The sequence below is a fragment of the Streptomyces fulvoviolaceus genome (assembly GCF_000718165.1).
Taxonomy (GTDB): domain Bacteria; phylum Actinomycetota; class Actinomycetes; order Streptomycetales; family Streptomycetaceae; genus Streptomyces; species Streptomyces fulvoviolaceus.
On sequence record NZ_JOEY01000043.1, the window covers coordinates 1 to 17,257 of the forward strand.

Below are 17,257 nucleotides of genomic sequence, written 5' to 3' on the forward strand. Positions count from 1 at the left end.
CTCCCCCACCTGGGGCATCTACTCCGGCTACGAACTCTGCGAGAACACCCCGCTGCGGGACGGCAGCGAGGAATACCTCGACTCGGAGAAATACCAGATAAAACACCGCGACTGGGAGACCGGCGACACCATCGCCCCCCTCATCACCCGCCTCAACACCATCAGGCGGCAGCACCCCGCCCTCCAGCAGCTCAGGAACATCCGCTTCCACCCCACCGACAACGACGCGCTCATCGCGTACAGCAAGCGCACGGGCCCGGACACGGTTCTGGTGGTCGTCAACCTCGACCCTCACCACACCCAGGAGGCCACGGTCTCGTTGGACATGCCGCAACTCGGCCTGGAAGGGCACGAGTCCCTGTCCGTGCACGACGAACTGACGGGTGAGACCTACCGCTGGGGCAGGAACAACTATGTGCGCCTCGAGCCCGGCCGGGCACCCGCGCACGTGTTCCACGCCCAGCGGTGGACACCGCAGATCGGAGGGTCCAGAGCGTGACTGTCAACGAGCCTGTCCACGACACCTTCGAGGACACCCCCGCCAAGGACCGGGACCCCGACTGGTTCAAACGCGCGGTCTTCTACGAGGTACTGGTCCGCACCGCCGTGCTGCCCGAGTTCGGCGACCTCGCCGACTTCGTGGAATTCGTCGACGCCGCCCACCAGCGCGGCATGCGCGTCATCATCGACTTCGTCATGAACCACACCAGCGACCAGCACCCGTGGTTCCAGGAATCCCGCAAGAACCCGGACGGCCCCTACGGCGACTACTACATGTGGGCCGACGACGACAAGCAGTACCAGGACGCCCGGATCATCTTCGTCGACACCGAGGCCTCCAACTGGACCCACGACCCGGTGCGAGGGCAGTACTACTTCCACCGTTTCTTCTCCCACCAGCCGGACCTCAACTACGAGAACCCGGCCGTCCAGGAAGAAATCCTGGCCGCCCTCCGCTTCTGGCTGGACCTCGGCATCGACGGCTTCCGCCTCGACGCCGTGCCCTACCTGTACGCGCAGGAGGGCACCAACTGCGAGAACCTCCCCGCCTCCCACGAGTTCCTGAAGCGCGTCCGCCGCGAGATCGACGCGATGTATCCGGACACGGTGCTGCTGGCGGAGGCGAACCAGTGGCCGGAGGACGTCGTCGACTACTTCGGCGACTACTCCAGCGGCGGCGACGAATGCCACATGGCCTTCCACTTCCCGGTCATGCCGCGCATCTTCATGGCCGTGCGCCGCGAATCGCGCTATCCGGTCTCGGAAATCCTCGCCAAGACCCCGGCCATCCCGTCGAGTTGCCAGTGGGGCATCTTCCTGCGGAACCACGACGAGCTGACCCTCGAAATGGTCACCGACGAGGAACGCGACTACATGTGGGCGGAATACGCCACTCCCCGGCTCGCCGATCCTCTACTACGGCGACGAGATCGGCATGGGCGACAACATCTGGCTCGGCGACACGGCCGACCCCGGTCGCCTCTTCCTGCCGACCATCATGGACCCGGTCTACGGCCACCAGGTCACCAACGTCGAGGCTTCCATGGCGTCGCCCTCGTCGCTGCTGCACTGGACCCGCCGCATGATCGAGATCCGCAAGCAGAACCCCGCCTTCGGCCTTGGCACGTTCACCGAGCTGCAGTCCTCGAATCCGGCGGTGCTGGCCTTCCTGCGGGAGTACGAGGACGACCTGGTGCTGTGTGTGAACAACTTCGCCCGGTTCGCGCAGCCCACCGAGCTCGATCTGCGTGAGTTCGCCGGGAGGCACCCGGTCGAGCTGTTCGGCGGGGTGCGGTTCCCGGCCATCGGCGAGCTGCCGTATCTGCTGACGCTCGGCGGGCACGGCTTCTACTGGTTCCGGCTCTCCCGAGTCGCATCCCGCATCGGTCGACGACTTTGAGCGTGTGCCTCTGAGCGTGTGCCGACGAAAGGACGCGTCACCATGCCGAAGACCGCATCCGTCCGCCCCAGACGGACGCTCCTGGCCGATCCCCTGGCCTCGCTCGGCGAGCTGCTACGCCAGTGGCTGCCACGCCAGCGCTGGTTCGCGGGCAAGGACCGGCCGGTCACGGAGCTCAGCCTGCTGTCGATGACCGAGCTGTATCCGGGCTGTCTGCATCTGCTGGTCCACACCGGCCACGGCGGCGTGCCCGCGCCCGGCGGCGCCACCCCAGCCGGCGACTGCTACCAGCTGCTGCTCGGCGTACGGGAGCATCTGTCGCCGCGGCTCGGCCGGGCGCTCATCGGCCGTGCGGAGGAGGGCCCGCTCGCCGGTCTGACGGTCTACGACGCGCTGCACGACCCGCGGTCCGCCCAGCTGCTCCTGGAGCGGCTGCGGCATCCCGGCGCGGCCGGTCCGCTGCGCTTCGAGGGCGACCGGTCCCTGCCGGTGCCCGCCGGGCTTCCGCCGCGGCTGCTGGAAGCCGAGCAGTCCAACTCCTCGCTGGTGTACGGCGACGAGTTGATCCTGAAGGTCTTCCGCCGCATCCAGCCCGGCGTCAATCCCGATCTGGAGGTGCCGGTCGCGCTGGCGAGGCAGGGCTGCCACCGTGTCCCCGCGCCCGTGGCCTGGTTCCGGACCACGCATCCGCAGGAGGCGACGCTCGGCGTGCTGCAGCCGTACCTGCGCGACGCGTCCGACGGCTGGGCACTGGCTCTACGCGCCCTCGAGACCGGCGACGACTTCACGGCGCAGGCGCACGAGCTGGGACAGGCCACGGCGGAGGTGCACCTCGCGCTGGCCTCGGCCTTCCCCACCGGGGCGCCGGGCGAGAACGAGTTCACGGCGGCGGCGATGACCGAGCGGCTGGACTCCGCCGCGTGCTGCGTACCGGCGCTCAAGCCGTTCGTCCCGGGTCTGCGGGCCGCGTTCGGCGCGCTGGCCACCTGCGACGCCGGGCCGCCGGCCCAGCGCGTCCACGGCGATCTGCACCTCGGCCAGGTGCTGCGGGCCGGTCGCGAGTGGTTCGTCATCGACTTCGAGGGCGAGCCCTCCCGCCCGCTCGCCGAGCGGCGCACCGCCCAGTCCCCGGTGCGGGACATCGCGGGCATGCTGCGCTCCTTCGACTACGCCGCCCGCCAGCGCCGCCCCTGGCGTCCGGAGTGGGCCCGCCGCTGCCGGGAGGCCTTCTGCGCGGGCTACGCCGCCCGCGCCGGCTGGGACCCGCGCAAGAAACACGGACTGCTGCGCGCATACGAAACGGACCGGGCGGTTTACGAGGTCCTCTACGAGGCCAGGCACCGCCCCGACTGGCTCCCCGTACCGATGGCGGCGATCGAACGCCTCGCCGTGAGAGGAGACTGACGCCGTGGCCCTGCACGACACCTCGCTGCCCGAGCCCTCCGGACCGACCCACTGCGGTGCGGCTCCCCCACTGGTCCCTGCCCACCGTGAGCGCCTGCTGTCCGGGGCCCACCACGATCCGCACGCGCTGCTCGGTGCCCATCCGGTCCCGGGTGGGACCGTCTTCCGGGCGCTGCGCCCGTTCGCCCGCTCGGTGAGCGTCGTGGTCGACGGCGAGCGCAGACGGCTCGCGTCGGAGGGGGACGGCCTCTTCTCCGGCGTACTCCCCCTCGACGCGATTCCGGAGTACACGCTGCTGGTGTCGTACGCGGACGGGGAGCAGGAGGCGCACGACCCGTACCGCTTTCTGCCCGCCCTCGGCGAGACCGATCTCCATCTCATCGGCGAAGGCCGGCACGAGCAACTGTGGACGGCGCTCGGCGCCGAGCCGATGACCCACCAGGGCGTGACCGGAACCCGCTTCACGGTGTGGGCGCCGAACGCCCAGGGCGTCCGGGTCGCCGGGGACTTCACCTTCTGGGACGGACAGGCCTTCCCGATGCGCTCCCTCGGCTCGTCGGGCGTCTGGGAACTCTTCCTGCCGGGTGTCGGTGAGGGCGCACGGTACAAGTTCGAGATCACCTCCCGGTACGGCAGCCGCTTCCTCAAGGCCGACCCGATGGCGCGTGCCACGGAGGTGCCGCCCGCGACCGCCTCCGTGGTGACCTCCTCTCACCACGAGTGGGGCGACCAGGACTGGATGTCACGGCGCGGGGAGGTCCCGGTGCACGAGGCCCCGCTCTCGGTGTACGAGGTCCATCTGCCGTCCTGGCGACAGGGACTGACGTATCGTCAACTCGCTGATGTGCTCCCGGAGTACGTGAAGGACCTGGGCTTCACCCACATCGAGCTGATGCCGGTCGCCGAGCACCCCTTCGGCGGTTCGTGGGGCTACCAGGTCACCGGCTTCTACGCGCCGACCTCCCGGCTCGGTACTCCCGACGACTTCAAGTACCTCGTCGACGCCCTGCACCGGGCCGGGATCGGCGTGATCATGGACTGGGTCCCCGCGCACTTCCCCAAGGACGACTGGGCGCTGGCCCGGTTCGACGGGGACCCGCTGTACGAGCCGGGAGACTGGCGGCGGGCGGAGCATCCGGACTGGGGGACGTACGAGTTCGACTTCGGACGGGTCGAGGTGCGCAACTTCCTGGTCGCCAACGCCGTGTACTGGTGCGAGGAGTTCCACATCGACGGGCTGCGCGTGGACGCCGTCGCCTCCATGCTCTACCTCGACTACTCGCGGGACTCCGGCCAGTGGACGCCCAATGTGCACGGCGGCCGGGAGGACCTGGACGCGGTCGCCTTCCTGCAGGAGATGAACGCGACGGTCTACCGGCGGGCGCCCGGTGTGGTGACGATCGCCGAGGAGTCCACGGCCTGGGACGGGGTGACCCGGCCCACCGACAGCGGCGGACTGGGCTTCGGTCTGAAGTGGAACATGGGGTGGATGCACGACTCGCTCGGCTACATCGCCCACGAGCCCGTCCACCGCAAGTACCACCACAACGAGATGACCTTCTCGATGGTGTACGCGTACAGCGAGAACTACGTGCTCCCGATCTCGCACGACGAGGTCGTCCACGGCAAGCAGTCCCTCGTGTCGAAGATGCCGGGCGACTGGTGGCAGCAACGCGCCAACGCCCGTGCGTACCTGGGCTTCATGTGGGCGCACCCCGGCAAGCAGCTCCTCTTCATGGGCCAGGAGTTCGCGCAGGGCGCCGAGTGGTCGGAGGCACACGGCCCGGACTGGTGGCTTCTCGACCCGGCCTACGGCGCGGAGCCGGACCACCGGGGCGTGCGCGACCTGGTCCGCGAGCTCAACATCGTCTACCGCCGCACCCCGGCCCTGTGGCAGCGCGACACCGACCCCGCCGGCTTCCAGTGGGTGGTCGGCGACGCGGCCGAGGACAACGTCTTCGCGTTCTTCAGGTACGACACGGACGGCACCCCCCTCCTCGCGGTCTCCAACCTCTCCCCCGTCGTCCGCCACGACTACCGTCTCGCCGTCCCCGAGGGCGTCCCCGCCTGGCAGGAGACCCTGAACACCGACGCGGCACGCTATGGCGGCAGCGACGTGACCAACCCCGACCCGGTCAAGCCGGAGAACGGTGCGGTCCGGCTCACGCTGCCTCCCCTCGCGACGGTCTGGTTCACGTCAGTGTGAGGGGCCGCCCCCTGGGCAGTCGGGTCGTACGACATCGTCGTCGTGGCAGAAGGGCGGCATCACGTGCGCACCGTCGGAGTGGAGGAGGAACTCCTGCTGGTCGACCCGGAGACCGGTGAACCGCAGGCGCTGTCCGCCGCGGTACTGGCCCGGGCCGTACAGGACGACGCCGAGCAGGACGTCTTCGAGACGGAGCTGCACAACCAGATGCTCGAGTTCGCGACGCACCCGCAGTCGGGCATGGACCAGCTCCACGCCGAGATCGTGCGCTGCCGCAAGGAGGCCGCCCGGCACGCCGGGGAGATCGGCTGCACCGTCGCCGCACTGGCCACCTCACCGCTGCCCGTCAGCCCGTCCGTCAGCGTCGGGCGCCGCTACCGGTGGATGGCCGAGCAGTACGGCATCGCCACCCAGGAACAGCTCGTGATGGGCTGCCACGTCCATGTGTCCGTCGAGTCCGACGAAGAGGGCATCGCCGTCATCGACCGGATGCAGCCGTGGCTGTACGTGCTGTCCGCGCTGAGCGCCAACTCGCCCTTCTGGCAGGGCAAGGACACGTGCTACAGCAGCTACCGCAGCCGGGTGTGGCACCGGTGGCCGTCGGCCGGTCCGACCGAGCCCTTCGGTTCGGCCGAGCGCTATCACCGGCGGGTCGCGGCCATGGTGGCGACCGGCGTGATCCTCGACGAGGGGATGATCTACTTCGACGCGCGGCTGTCCCGGCAGTACCCGACGGTGGAGATCCGGGTCGCGGACGTCTGTCTGCACGCGGACACCGCCGTACTCGTGGCCACCCTCGCCCGCGGCCTGGTGGAGACCGCCGCGCGTGAGTGGCGGGCGGGCCGGGAGCCTGCGGAGCACAGCGTGAGCCTGCTCCGGCTGGCCGCCTGGCGGGCCGCGCGGTCCGGGCTGACCGACGAGCTGCTCCACCCGGCGACGCTGCGGCGCATGCCCGCGGAGACGGTGGTGCGGGCGCTGCTCGAGCACGTCGGGGACGCGCTCGCCGACAGCGGCGACCTCGACCGCGCCCAGGACGTCTGCGCCGGGCTCCTGCGGCACGGCAACGGCGCCCGGGTGCAACGCGAGTTGATGGAGCGCACCGGGAGCCTGCGGGACGTGGTCACCGAGTGCGTGCGCCACACCCAGGCGTGAAGCCGCCTCGACAGCACACGACCAGGTCGAGATCAACTAGAGCGGGGATACTTCTCCAATTCGGTTACCCTCCGCTCCCACCTCGACTACATTCGAGCACCGCAGATGACCGTGCTCGACGGCGGCGTCACACCCCGCACACGTCAGGACCAGCACATGCGCGACTTCGTCCTCGCTCCTCCGTCCGCCTCGCACTCGACCGGCGGTCTCGCCGACAGCGTCTTCGACATGGCCGCCCGGAACCCCACCCTCCCGATGATCGCGCGCCGTACCGAGACCTCCGGCTGGGAGGAGGTCACGGCCGTGGAGCTGCGGGACGAGGTCATGGACCTGGCAAAGGGGCTGATCGCGTCCGGGATCTCGCCGGGCCACCGCGTGGCGATCATGGCGCGCACCCGTTACGAGTGGACGGTCCTGAGCTACGCCCTGTGGGCGGTGGGCGCCGAGGTCGTGCCGATCTATCCGACGTCGTCGCGCGACCAGGTCGAGTGGATCCTGCGGGACGCCGGCTGTGTGGCCGTGGTGGTCGAGGACGAGCAGGCGGTGATGACGGTCGGCTCCGTGTGCGCGCATCTGCCGCGGCTGCGCCATGTCTGGCAGCTGGACGCGGGGTCGCTCCAGGAGCTGGTGGAGCGGGGCGAGTTCATCCCGCTGGCCACGGTCGAGTCGTTGCGCCGCATCGTGCTGCCGGACTCCACCGCGGTCGTCGCCTACACCTCCGGCACGTCGGGACACCCCATGGGCTGCGCGCTGAGTCACCGCGGCCTGGCCAGCCCCTGCGACACACTGCTCGCGGGCTGGGGCCACACGGCGGCGCCGCCGGGGCAGCAGCCCTCCGTCCTCGCCTTTCTGCCCTTCTCGCACGTGTACGGCCTGATGATCCAGGGTCTGTGCGTGCGCGGCGGCCTGCTGATGGCCCACGAGCCCGACCTGAGCGCGGAGGCGCTGGCGGAGTCCCTGCGCTCCTTCCGCCCCACGTACTTCTACGCCGTACCGTCGGTGTTCGAGAAGATCTACAAGAACTTCCTGCGGACCGCCCAGCAGACGGGCCGCGGCGCCCTCTTCGAGCGGGCCGCCGGCACGGCACGGGACTTCGCCGCGGCCTGCGAGCGGCAGCGGCTGGGCGAGGGCCCGGGGCCCGGCTTCGACCTGCGGCTCCAACACGCCCTGTACGAACGGACGGTGTACCGCAGGCTGCGAAGCGCACTGGGCGGCCGGGCGCGCCGCGCGACCTCGGGCGGCTCGACCCTGAACCGTGAACTCTCCCTGTTCTACGAGGGCATCGGCATCTATGTGCACGACGGATACGGGCTCACGGAGACCTGCGCCGGGATCACGATGCAGCCGCTGGGCCGGGAGAAGTCCGGGACCGTCGGTCAGGCCCTGCCGGGCACGGACGTCCGGGTGGCCGACGACGGGGAGATCCTGGTGCGCGGGCCGTCGGTGTTCCAGGGCTATGTCAACGACGAGGCCGCGACACGGGGCGCTCTGTACGGCGGCTGGCTGGCCACCGGGGACCTCGGGCGGCTGGACTCCGACGGCTATCTGACGATCACCGGCCGCAAGAAGGACATCATCGTCACGAGCAGCGGCAAGAGCGTGGCCCCGGCCGCCCTGGAGCAGCGGCTGAGGATGCATCCGCTCGTCCACCAGGCGGTGGTGGTGGGCGACAACCGGCCCTGCGTGGGGGCCCTGATCACCCTGGACCCGGAGTTCCTGGCGCACTGGCGCGGGCTGGCAACCCAGCACGACCCCTCGGGCCGGGACGCGCGCGAGGCCCGTGAGGAGAACGCGCTGCGGGAGGAGATCGCACGCGCCGTGGCCGCCGCCAACAGCACGGTGTCGCGCTCGGAGTCCATCCGGGTGTTCCGGGTGCTCGCGGAACCCTTCGACCTGGCCAACGGACTGCTGACGCCGTCGATGAAGCTGCGCCGGGACGAGATCGCCCGCCGGTACGCGTTCGAGATCGACGCGATGTACCAGGCACGCTCGGGTACCGCTCGGCGGAGTGCGCCGGACGAGCTGCTGAGCTGGGACGATTCGGACAACGTGTTCCGGTGAGCGGCCGCCCGGTACCGGGCCGCAAGGACGATTGGGCTCCGTGGGCTCGGGAACACGGCACAGTGGCGACGCGAGAGAACACACGACAGCACCGCTGACACCGAGCCGCGTTGGGACGAGACACTGACTTCCGAGGCAATACCGAGCCAGACCACACGTTTTGTGGGAGAGCCACAGAACGTGACGGGTGCACGGCTTGCCGCGGAGGATTTCCTGTGCGGACTCGCGCGGGACGCACCCCCCGCCAGCCCGGAACACTGGGACGACATCCTGCTGGTCGTCACGGAGCTAGCCGCCAACGCCGTCCAGTACGCCCCCGGCCCCTTCACGCTGCGCATGCGCCGGACCTTCGACGGCGTCCATGTGACGCTGCGCGACACCAGCACCACGCCGCCCGCGCCCCGTTCCTTCGATCCGCGGCACGGCGGCGGGGGCATCGGCTGGCACCTGGTCCACGCGTTGTGCGACCAGGTCAGCGTGGTGACGGACGACCGCGGCAAGGACGTCCACGCGTTCCTGCCCTGGTGACCGTCTCAGGCCGTGGTCACGAGCCGTAGGAAGTAGGCGCCGACGGCCGCCAGGTACTCCCGGTCCCTGGTCTCGCTGTCGGTCTGGAAGCGGGGCGCCGCCTTCACCTCTGCCCCGGTGCAGGCCAGTGTGAGCCGGTGGCCCCCCGGGTCGATGCCGGTGACGACACCCACCGGTACGAGCACGCTCCTGCCGAACACCCAGACACCCGTGTCGACGACCAGATGCCCCATTCCGAACGGGTCGGCCTGCCGGTCCACCCGCCCGAGCGTGCCGTCGCTCGCGACGACGGTGAACCCCGTCAGGTCCTGCCCCTCGACGTGCCCGCTGTCGGACGCGTACGACCAGATTCTGTCTATGGCCACGCTGTTCCTTCCTCCCGAGCCCCGCACGGGTCCCGAGCCGTCGGCCGGACGGTCCGTGCCGACCGGGCTCACAGCACCCAATACCCTCCTCACGCACGCACATTCGGCGCCCGGGCCCTCACAAACGGTGCCGTCCCGTCCGGTCCCCGCACGGCCTTCACCACTCCCCCCGGTGCGCTCGCGGGCCCGGGCGGACATGATGATGCTCGACGCGTTCGTCTGACTGCCGCGCCCCGCTCGCGGAACGGCACAGGGCACGGTGGGATCGATGAGGTGCGAAGCAGCGATCCACGGGCAGATGAATGGCGTTCGAGGCAGACCGCCTGGAGCCGCAGAAAGGGATGAAACACCGTGACACGACCCAGGATCCTGGTGGTTGGCGCAGGCTTCGCCGGCGTGGAGTGCGTTCGCCGCCTGGAGCGGAAACTCTCCCCGGACGAAGCAGACGTCACCCTGGTGACGCCGTTCGCCTACCAGCTCTATCTCCCCCTGCTGCCCCAGGTCGCCTCGGGTGTGCTGACGCCCCAGTCGATCGCCGTCTCCCTGCGCCGCAGCAAGAAGTACCGCACCCGGATCATCCCGGGCGGCGCCATCGGCGTGGACCTGAAGTCCAAGGTCTGCGTCATCCGCACCATCACCGACCAGATCGTCAACGAGCCGTACGACTACATCGTGCTGGCCCCCGGAAGCATCACCCGCACCTTCGACATCCCCGGCCTCACGGACCACGCGTTCGGCATGAAGACCCTTGCCGAGGCCGCCTACGTCCGCGACCACGTCATCTCGCAGCTCGACCTCGCCGACGCCAGCCAGGACGAGGCCGAACGCGCGTCCCGGCTGCAGTTCGTGGTCGTCGGCGGCGGCTACGCGGGCACCGAGACCGCGGCGTGTCTGCAGAAGCTCACCCACGCCGCCGTCAAGCGTTACCCCCGTATCGACCCGGGGCTCATCAAGTGGCATCTCATCGACATCGCGCCGAAGCTGATGCCGGAACTGGGCGACAAGCTGGGCAGCAGCGCGCAGCAGATCCTGACCCGGCGGGGCATCGACATCTCCCTGGGCGTCTCCATCGAGAAGGCGGGGCCCGAGGAGGTCACCTTCACCGATGGCCGGGTGATCCCGACCCGCACCCTTATCTGGACCGCCGGTGTGGTCGCGAGCCCCCTCATCGCCACGCTCGGCGCGGAGACGGTCCGGGGACGGCTCGCGGTCACCGCCGAGATGAACGTGCCGGGCCAGGACGGTGTCTTCGCGCTCGGCGACGCCGCCGCGGTGCCCGACGAGGCCAAGGGCCAGGAGGGCGCGGTCTGCCCGCCCACCGCGCAGCACGCCATGCGGCAGGGCCCGCTCGTCGCCGACAACGTCATCGCCACGCTGCGGGGCCGGCCGCTGAAGCCGTACGTCCACAAGGACCTCGGCCTGGTCGTCGACCTCGGCGGCAAGGACGCCGTCTCCAAGCCGCTCGGCATCGAACTGCGCGGTCTGCCCGCCCAGGCCGTCGCCCGTGGCTACCACTGGTCGGCGCTGCGGACCAACGTCGCCAAGACCCGGGTGATGACGAACTGGGTTCTCAACGCGCTCGCGGGCGACGATTTCGTCCGCACCGGTTTCCAGTCCCGCAAGGCCGCCAAGCTGAGGGACTTCGAGTACACCGACTCGTACCTGACGCCGGAACAGGTGCGGGCCCAAGTCGAGGGCGCGGACCGCGAGGAGTAGCGCGGCACACGTCGTGACATGCTGAGTCAAGGATCATGACGTGACACGGGAGTGAGTACGGCGGCGTGAAGGCAGCGGGACGGTCGGTGCGGGCACGGCTCAGGGACCGCGGCGCGGCGTCCGACCCGGGGCTGCTGCGGCTGACCGCCGGTCTGCGGACGGTGGGTGCCATAGCGCTCACGCTGGCCGTGCTCACTCTCCTGCGGGCCGACGTCACACATCTGGTGGCGGGGGCCATGGCGGCGATGGTCTCGACCTTCGCCATCCGCGAGAAACAGCGCGGCCCGCAGGCCGTCACGCTCGCGCTGGGCCTGCCCGTGGCGCTGGCCTCCGTGTCGCTCGGCGCGCTGCTGAGCTCCCGGGTGGTGGCCGGTGACCTCTTCTTCGTCGCCCTCATCTTCTGCGCCGTCTACGGCCGCCGGTTCGGCGACCGGGGCACCGCGCTGGGGCTGATCGGCTTCCAGATCTACTTCCTGTCCTTGTTCGTCAGCGCCACGGTGTCCGGCCTGCCCCGGCTGTACGGCGTCATCGTCGTCGCCTTCCTGTGCAGCGCAGCGGTGCGTTTCGTGCTCGTACCGGAGACTCCCGAGGGCATTCTCGAACGCCTCCGGGAGGCCTTCCGGGCCCGCCTCGCCCAGCTGGTGTCCGCGCAGCTGGAGCTGCTCGACGCCGGACCGGACGACGTGGACGAGGCGTTGGAGAACGTGCGCGAGGGCACGGCGCGGCTGCACGAGACGGCCCTGATGATCCAGGGCCGGCTAGAGGAGGGGACCTCCGACGAAGGCGTGGCGCGGCTCGTGCAGCGGCGTATCGCGGACGCCGAGATCGCCGCCGAGCGCCTCGGCCTGTTGCTGCTGACGGCCCGCAGCGCCGAACGGGCGGACACGCTGACCCTGCACCTGCCGGGTGCGCCAGCTCCGGCGGCGGGCCGGCTGCCCGGGCGGGACGAAGCGCTCGCCACGCTCCGCCGCGACCTGCAGGCACTGCGCGCACTCGTTCTGCGTCCCGTCGCCGGGAGCTCCGGAACCGCGCTGTCCCACGTCCGCAACCGGCTTCTGGGGTACCGGGACGAGGAGAACCTGCCGCCCGCCCCACCCGCCGTCCAGGACGCGTTCCGGGGCATCGGCGAGGCCGCCCGCGCGGTCCTGGGGCTGCGGATCGCCCTGGACGGGCCGCAGGACGACTCGGACGACTCCCCCGCGACGGCCCGTTCGCGCGAGGAGCTGGACGCCGAGGACGCGGTCCTCGACGCCGAGGAGGAGGGGGAGCCGACCGGCCTACAACGGCCCACCACGCGGGCCGCCGTGCAGGTCGCCGTAGGATCGTCGCTCGCCATGGTCGGCGGCGAGTTCCTCTCCAGTCAGCGCTGGTACTGGGCGGTGCTGACCTGCTGGATCGTGTTCATCAACACCGCCTCCACCGGCGAGATCCTGGTCAAGGGCTACCGCCGGCTGCTCGGAACCGTACTCGGTGTGGTCGCCGGAATCGTCCTGGCGGGGCTGGTGGGGCAGCACACCTGGACGGCGTTCGCGCTGGTCCTGGTGTTCGTCTTCGCGATGTTCTACACCGCACCGCTCTCCTACACGCTGATGTCCTTCTTCGTCACCGCGGCGCTGGGGCTGCTCTACACCCTGCTGCACACCTACAGCCTCTCGGTGCTCGTCCTGCGCGTGGAGGAGACGGCGCTCGGCGCCGCCTGCGGGGTCGTCGCGGCGGCGTTGGTGCTGCCGGTGCGCACGGACCGCCGTACGAACGAACTCCTCGTCACCGTGCTGGACCGGCTCGCCGACGTCACCGAGACCGCCGTGGACCAGCTCAGCGGCGGCACCCCGGCCGAACTGCTCGACAAGGCGCGCGACCTGGACCAGGCGCTGGCCGACCTGCGCGCCGCGACCCAGCCGCTCACCCACCCGATCACACCCCTGCGGGCCCGGCGCGACACCGCCCGCTACGTCGTCGCCCTTCTGGAGACGTGCGCGTACCACGCGCGTTCGCTGGCCGCGACGGCCGAACTCCTGCCCACCCACCCTTCGATCGCGGCGGACCCGCGGCTGCGCCGGGCCTGGCGGCGGACCGGGCACAACATCGCGGCGATCTCCGCACGCGTCGCCGACGAGCACGCGGAGGTCGCGATCGAGAGAGGGCCGAGCATCGCCTCGCTCCTCGAGTCCGACGTGCCCGGCACGCCGCGGTTCGGCCGGGTCACCGACCGGGTGCTGCGGCATCTGCAGCGGCTGGACGAGTCGGTGACCGGTCTGGCCCGGCCGCTGGGCGTTCCCGTCGCGGCGCCGAAGAACTGACCCCGTCCCCGCGGTCAGAGGTCCGTGGGCAGGCCGCTCGCCTCGGCGATGCCGCGCAACTCCTCGTTGAGCCGATGGCGTTCGCGGATGTAGGCGGCGATCTTGCCCAGGCGCTCCGGGTCGGCGGCGGTGTCCGCGTCGGTGACCACCCGGACCGGGCCGGTGTCGTCCACCTGGAGTTCGATCACCTTGTTGTCCAGCCTGCCCGTGACGGCCGTGGCGATGACCAGGGCGGCCTCGTCGCGGACTTCCTGGGGCAGTCCGTCGGAGTGGGAGTCGTCGAGCGCGAAGTCGAGTGCGTGCAGGTGCTGTTCGTCGATGGCCCGCAGGACCGGTTCGACCACACTGAGCAGGAGTTGGTAGTCCTCCGAGGCCATGCGGATGCGGAGGAGGTCGAGGTAGACGTCCACGGGCCGGCCGTCGGGCGGAAGCTCGGGTTCGTTCATCCGGTTCGGGTGCCCAGCCTGGCGCGCCTCAGACCCGGCGCCAGCGGGCCATCGCGAACGACAGCACCCCGAACAGCACGAGACCGACGGCGACGCAGGCCAGCAGCCACGGCCCGAGCGGGGTGTCGGCGAACGAGCGGAGGGTGTCGTCCACCCCCTTCGCCCGCTTGGGCTCATAGTCGACCGCGGCACGTACGGCAAAGGCTCCCGCGGCGGCGAACACCGCTCCGCGCGCCACCCCGCCGGCCACACCCGCCACATCCACCAGCCCTCGTACCCGCGGGCCCATCTCGCCGAGCTTGAGCTTGTCGCGGTACTTCCGGCGCACCGCCTGCACGCACATCCACACGCCGGCCACGACGATCCCGGCCCCGGCCGCGCCCACCAGCCACTGCCCGGCGGGCACCTCCAGGGCCCGGGCGGTGACGTCCTTGGACTGCTTGTCGCTGGAGCGGCCGCCGCCCGAACCGACGGCGAAGGACAGCACGGAGTAGGCGACGAACGCGTAGAAGACACAGCGGACCGCCGCCAGGAGCCGTTTCCTCGCCGTACGGCCGTCCTGTCCGACCGAGCCGAAGAGGACCTCGGACAGCCGCCACAGGGCCATGCAGACGAGCCCGATGCCCAGCGCCCACAGCAGGACGGCGCCGAACGGCTTGTCCGAGAGTTCGGCGAGGGCGCCGGTGCGGTCGGCCTGCCGTGTGCCGTCGCCGAACGCTATCTGCAGGGCCAGGACACCGACCAGCAGGTAGATCACGCCGCGCGCGGTGAAGCCCGCCCGCGCGGCACCTTCTGTCGCCGGGCCGCTCGCCGCGCGCCTGGCTTCGCGGCGGCCGGTCCGTGACAGGGAGCCCGTGTTCATGTCGACCTCCTGGAGTCCGACTGCCCTGCCCGCGGGTAGGCACACGCGGTCCGTGGGATGGAGCGGCTGTTCTCACTCCGCCAGAGGCGCGCGCCGGGGCGCGGCCGCGAGCATGCGGCGGGCGGCTTCCAGAGCCAGTCTCACGTCACGCGTGCCCGTCGACACGCACAGCGTGTAGGCGAGGTCCAGCGTCCGCGGGCTCGGTTCGGCCGCGGCCGCGACTTCCTGGGCCCGGATCGCCTCGTACTCCTCCACCAGTCGCCGCAGGAAGGCGGGGTGAGGGATCAGCATCGCCTCGTACCTCCTCGCTCAGGCCGCCGACGGTCCCCCGGCCCCGCGGCGGCGGGCCTGCTCGCCGAGCGCCTCGTTGCGCACCCGGGCGCAGCTGCGGCTGATGAGCCGCGAGACGTGCATCTGGGAGATGCCCAGCTGATCGGCGATACGGCTCTGTGTCATGTCCTCGAAGAAGCGCATGTAGAGGATGGCGCGCTCGCGTTCGGGCAGCCGGCGCAGGCCTTCCTTGGCGGACTCGCGGTCGACGACGACGTCGTACGAGGCGTCCGGAGCACCCAGGCTGTCCGCGAGGCTGTAGCCGTCCTCGCGGGCCGAGAGCTCGGCGTCCAGGGACAGGGTGCTGAAGCTTTCGAGAGCCTCCATGCCCGTGCCGACCTCGTCCTCGGTCAGCCCGGTGTGGGCGGCGATGTCGGCGGGCGACGGTTCGGCGGCACCGGGGCTCTGGGCCAGCTCCCGCCGCGCCACGCGTACCTTGTTGCGCAGTTCCTGTACCCGGCGGGGCACCCTGAGGGCCCACATCCGGTCCCGGAAGTGGCGCTTGACCTCGCCGGTGATGGTCGGCACCGCGTAGCTCTCGAAGGCGCCCCGGTCCGGTTCGAACCGGTCGATCGCCTTGACCAGCCCCAGTGCGGCCACCTGTCGCAGGTCCTCGATCGACTCCCCGCGGTCTCGGAAGCGGCCGGCGATGCGGTGGGCCATCGGCAGCCAGGCGGTGACGAGTTCGTCGCGGACGGCGTCGCGTTCGGGGCCGTCGTCCAGCGTGGCCAGACGGGTGAAGAGGGCTGCGGTGTCGGGGGCGTCGTCGTGCCGCCGCCTGTTCGCGGCGGACGGACGGTCGTGGGTGCCGGGACGGATTGTCGACATGTCGATGAGCATGCGGAATCGCTCCTGAACGGTCGTGTCAGGTATGAACCGCGGGAGGGTCGCCGTCAGGACCCGGAGAGCCCCGGAGCAGCCGTACCGCTCCCGCTGGCGCGCCTCCGGTCCGAAGCACGAAACTGCGACTGCCCTGCTGTCGTGGGCCCAAACTCCGCTGCCCGCACTCCGTTTCGCACACGAGAGGCGTTCAGGGCAGGGGCACCACGGCGGTGATGCGCTTTCCGCCCGAGGGCAGGTCCGTCACGCGGATGTCGCGTGCCAGCCGGCAGACGATGGGCCAGCCGTGGCCGCCGGGCCGCCACCTCCCGTGCGGGTCGACCCGTGTCCTGGCCACCGGCAGTGCGTTGCTGCGGTCGCTCACCGAGACCCGCACGTCCGGGCCCTCGACGTCGACGTGGAAGTCGGTGATGCCGCCGCCGTGCAGAATCGCGTTGGTGGCGAGTTCCGAGGCGACGAGCAGCGCGTCCGCGAGCGCCTCGGCGTCGCAGGGGGTGTGGGTGGCGCGGCAGCGTTCGGTCACGGCCTGCTCCACGGCCCTGCGCGCCTCGGCAGGCCTGCACGGACAGGGCGGACCGCGCCGGTCCGCGGCGGAGGGGTCGAGGGCGGATTCGGTCCTGTGCTCCTCGCACATTGCCTTGGCTTCCTGATCGGTGAAACGGATGGCTCCGTGATCGGTGGGAACAGAAGCCGGGCCCGGCCACGCCCGCGGCGGCCGTGTCGCGCACGGCGGCTGCCCCATCCCACCGCAGCGACGGTGCCGTACGCTGCGCGGATTCCGCGGGTCTCTCTCTTCGGCTGACCTCTCCGGGCGCTGCCAAACATTCCGTCGCGGGACGTTCCGGGCGGGCTGCCGGGCCATTCGATCGCGTTGTGGGGGTAGGCGGACCTTATGACCGATGTCGTGGACTCAGACGAACTGTTGCGGCGCATCCGGCGCGCCAGAACCTGTGCGGTGGAGGAGGAGCGGGTCTGGCGGGCACGGAGTGACGAACTGCGGCCGGCCGATCCCGACGGTGCCCGTGACGCTGCCGTACGGACCCTGGCCTACGAGGCCGTGCTGAGGGTGCTGGACGAGATCCTGACCCCCGGGAGCCGCGCCGCCCAAGGGTGACCGGAACGCGGGCGACGAGTGAAACGGGTCACG

14 protein-coding genes and 2 pseudogenes are annotated in these 17,257 nt (G+C 70.9%); 10 read left to right on the forward strand and 6 right to left on the reverse strand.

From position 1 onward, the window contains the following. The 7 genes and pseudogenes from IG08_RS0137345 to IG08_RS0137375 all read left to right on the forward strand — a co-directional run. Nucleotides 1–499 (forward strand): annotated as a pseudogene (locus tag IG08_RS0137345) (alpha-1,4-glucan--maltose-1-phosphate maltosyltransferase); the annotation flags it as partial. Continuing rightward, a pseudogene (locus IG08_RS54760) lies at nt 496–1,900 on the forward strand (alpha-amylase family glycosyl hydrolase). The pseudogenes IG08_RS0137345 and IG08_RS54760, both read left to right, overlap by 4 nt. Before the next feature lie 42 nt (nt 1,901–1,942). Beyond that, nucleotides 1,943–3,304 (forward strand): maltokinase N-terminal cap-like domain-containing protein, encoded by a 1,362-nt coding sequence (locus IG08_RS0137355; protein ID WP_030613489.1) that lies wholly within the window; start codon nt 1,943–1,945, stop codon nt 3,302–3,304. Nucleotides 3,305–3,308: 4 nt separating this feature from the next. Then, nucleotides 3,309–5,510 carry a 1,4-alpha-glucan branching enzyme gene (glgB, locus tag IG08_RS0137360; protein ID WP_030613490.1) on the forward strand — a complete coding sequence of 734 codons (2,202 nt, stop codon included), beginning with the start codon at nt 3,309–3,311 and terminating at the stop codon, nt 5,508–5,510. Between the two features lie 63 nt (nt 5,511–5,573). Beyond that, complete coding sequence (locus tag IG08_RS0137365; protein WP_030613492.1) at nt 5,574–6,662, forward strand: glutamate--cysteine ligase 2; 1,089 nt, start codon at nt 5,574–5,576, stop codon at nt 6,660–6,662. Nucleotides 6,663–6,818: 156 nt separating this feature from the next. Beyond that, nucleotides 6,819–8,723, forward strand: a complete 1,905-nt coding sequence (locus tag IG08_RS0137370) for an AMP-dependent synthetase/ligase (protein WP_030613494.1) — start codon at nt 6,819–6,821, stop codon at nt 8,721–8,723. A 123-nt stretch (nt 8,724–8,846) separates the two neighbouring features. Continuing rightward, nucleotides 8,847–9,251, forward strand: a complete 405-nt coding sequence (locus IG08_RS0137375) for an ATP-binding protein (protein WP_030613496.1) — start codon at nt 8,847–8,849, stop codon at nt 9,249–9,251. Between the two features lie 5 nt (nt 9,252–9,256). Here the strand turns inward: IG08_RS0137375 and IG08_RS0137380 are convergent, their stop codons facing one another. Further along, a complete protein-coding gene (locus tag IG08_RS0137380) occupies nt 9,257–9,616 on the reverse strand; it encodes a hypothetical protein (RefSeq protein WP_030613497.1) in 360 nt (119 codons plus the stop codon). 351 nt (nt 9,617–9,967) lie between these two features. Between IG08_RS0137380 and IG08_RS0137385 the strand changes: the two genes are divergently transcribed. Together IG08_RS0137385 and IG08_RS0137390 are read left to right on the forward strand one after the other, a co-directional pair. Further along, nucleotides 9,968–11,332 (forward strand): NAD(P)/FAD-dependent oxidoreductase, encoded by a 1,365-nt coding sequence (locus IG08_RS0137385; protein WP_043456214.1) that lies wholly within the window; start codon nt 9,968–9,970, stop codon nt 11,330–11,332. A gap of 65 nt (nt 11,333–11,397) precedes the next feature. After that, nucleotides 11,398–13,632, forward strand: coding sequence for an FUSC family protein (locus tag IG08_RS0137390; protein ID WP_030613502.1), 2,235 nt, complete (start codon nt 11,398–11,400; stop codon nt 13,630–13,632). Nucleotides 13,633–13,646: 14 nt separating this feature from the next. Here the strand turns inward: IG08_RS0137390 and IG08_RS0137395 are convergent, their stop codons facing one another. From IG08_RS0137395 to IG08_RS0137415, 5 genes are all read right to left on the reverse strand, one after another. After that, a complete protein-coding gene (locus IG08_RS0137395) occupies nt 13,647–14,078 on the reverse strand; it encodes a hypothetical protein (RefSeq protein ID WP_030613506.1) in 432 nt (143 codons plus the stop codon). Nucleotides 14,079–14,106: 28 nt separating this feature from the next. Then, a complete protein-coding gene (locus IG08_RS0137400) occupies nt 14,107–14,940 on the reverse strand; it encodes a DUF1206 domain-containing protein (protein ID WP_030613510.1) in 834 nt (277 codons plus the stop codon). Between the two features lie 72 nt (nt 14,941–15,012). Next, the gene (locus tag IG08_RS0137405) at nt 15,013–15,231 is read right to left on the reverse strand and encodes a DUF5133 domain-containing protein (RefSeq protein ID WP_030613513.1); all 219 of its coding nucleotides are present in this window, start codon (nt 15,229–15,231) and stop codon (nt 15,013–15,015) included. Nucleotides 15,232–15,249: 18 nt separating this feature from the next. After that, nucleotides 15,250–16,110, reverse strand: a complete 861-nt coding sequence (locus tag IG08_RS0137410; RefSeq protein WP_030613517.1) for a SigB/SigF/SigG family RNA polymerase sigma factor — start codon at nt 16,108–16,110, stop codon at nt 15,250–15,252. Between the two features lie 190 nt (nt 16,111–16,300). Then, nucleotides 16,301–16,744 carry an ATP-binding protein gene (locus IG08_RS0137415; RefSeq protein WP_030613520.1) on the reverse strand — a complete coding sequence of 148 codons (444 nt, stop codon included), beginning with the start codon at nt 16,742–16,744 and terminating at the stop codon, nt 16,301–16,303. Between the two features lie 258 nt (nt 16,745–17,002). Between IG08_RS0137415 and IG08_RS0137420 the strand changes: the two genes are divergently transcribed. Further along, nucleotides 17,003–17,224, forward strand: a complete 222-nt coding sequence (locus IG08_RS0137420) for a hypothetical protein (protein WP_030613523.1) — start codon at nt 17,003–17,005, stop codon at nt 17,222–17,224. Nucleotides 17,225–17,257 lie beyond the last annotated feature (33 nt).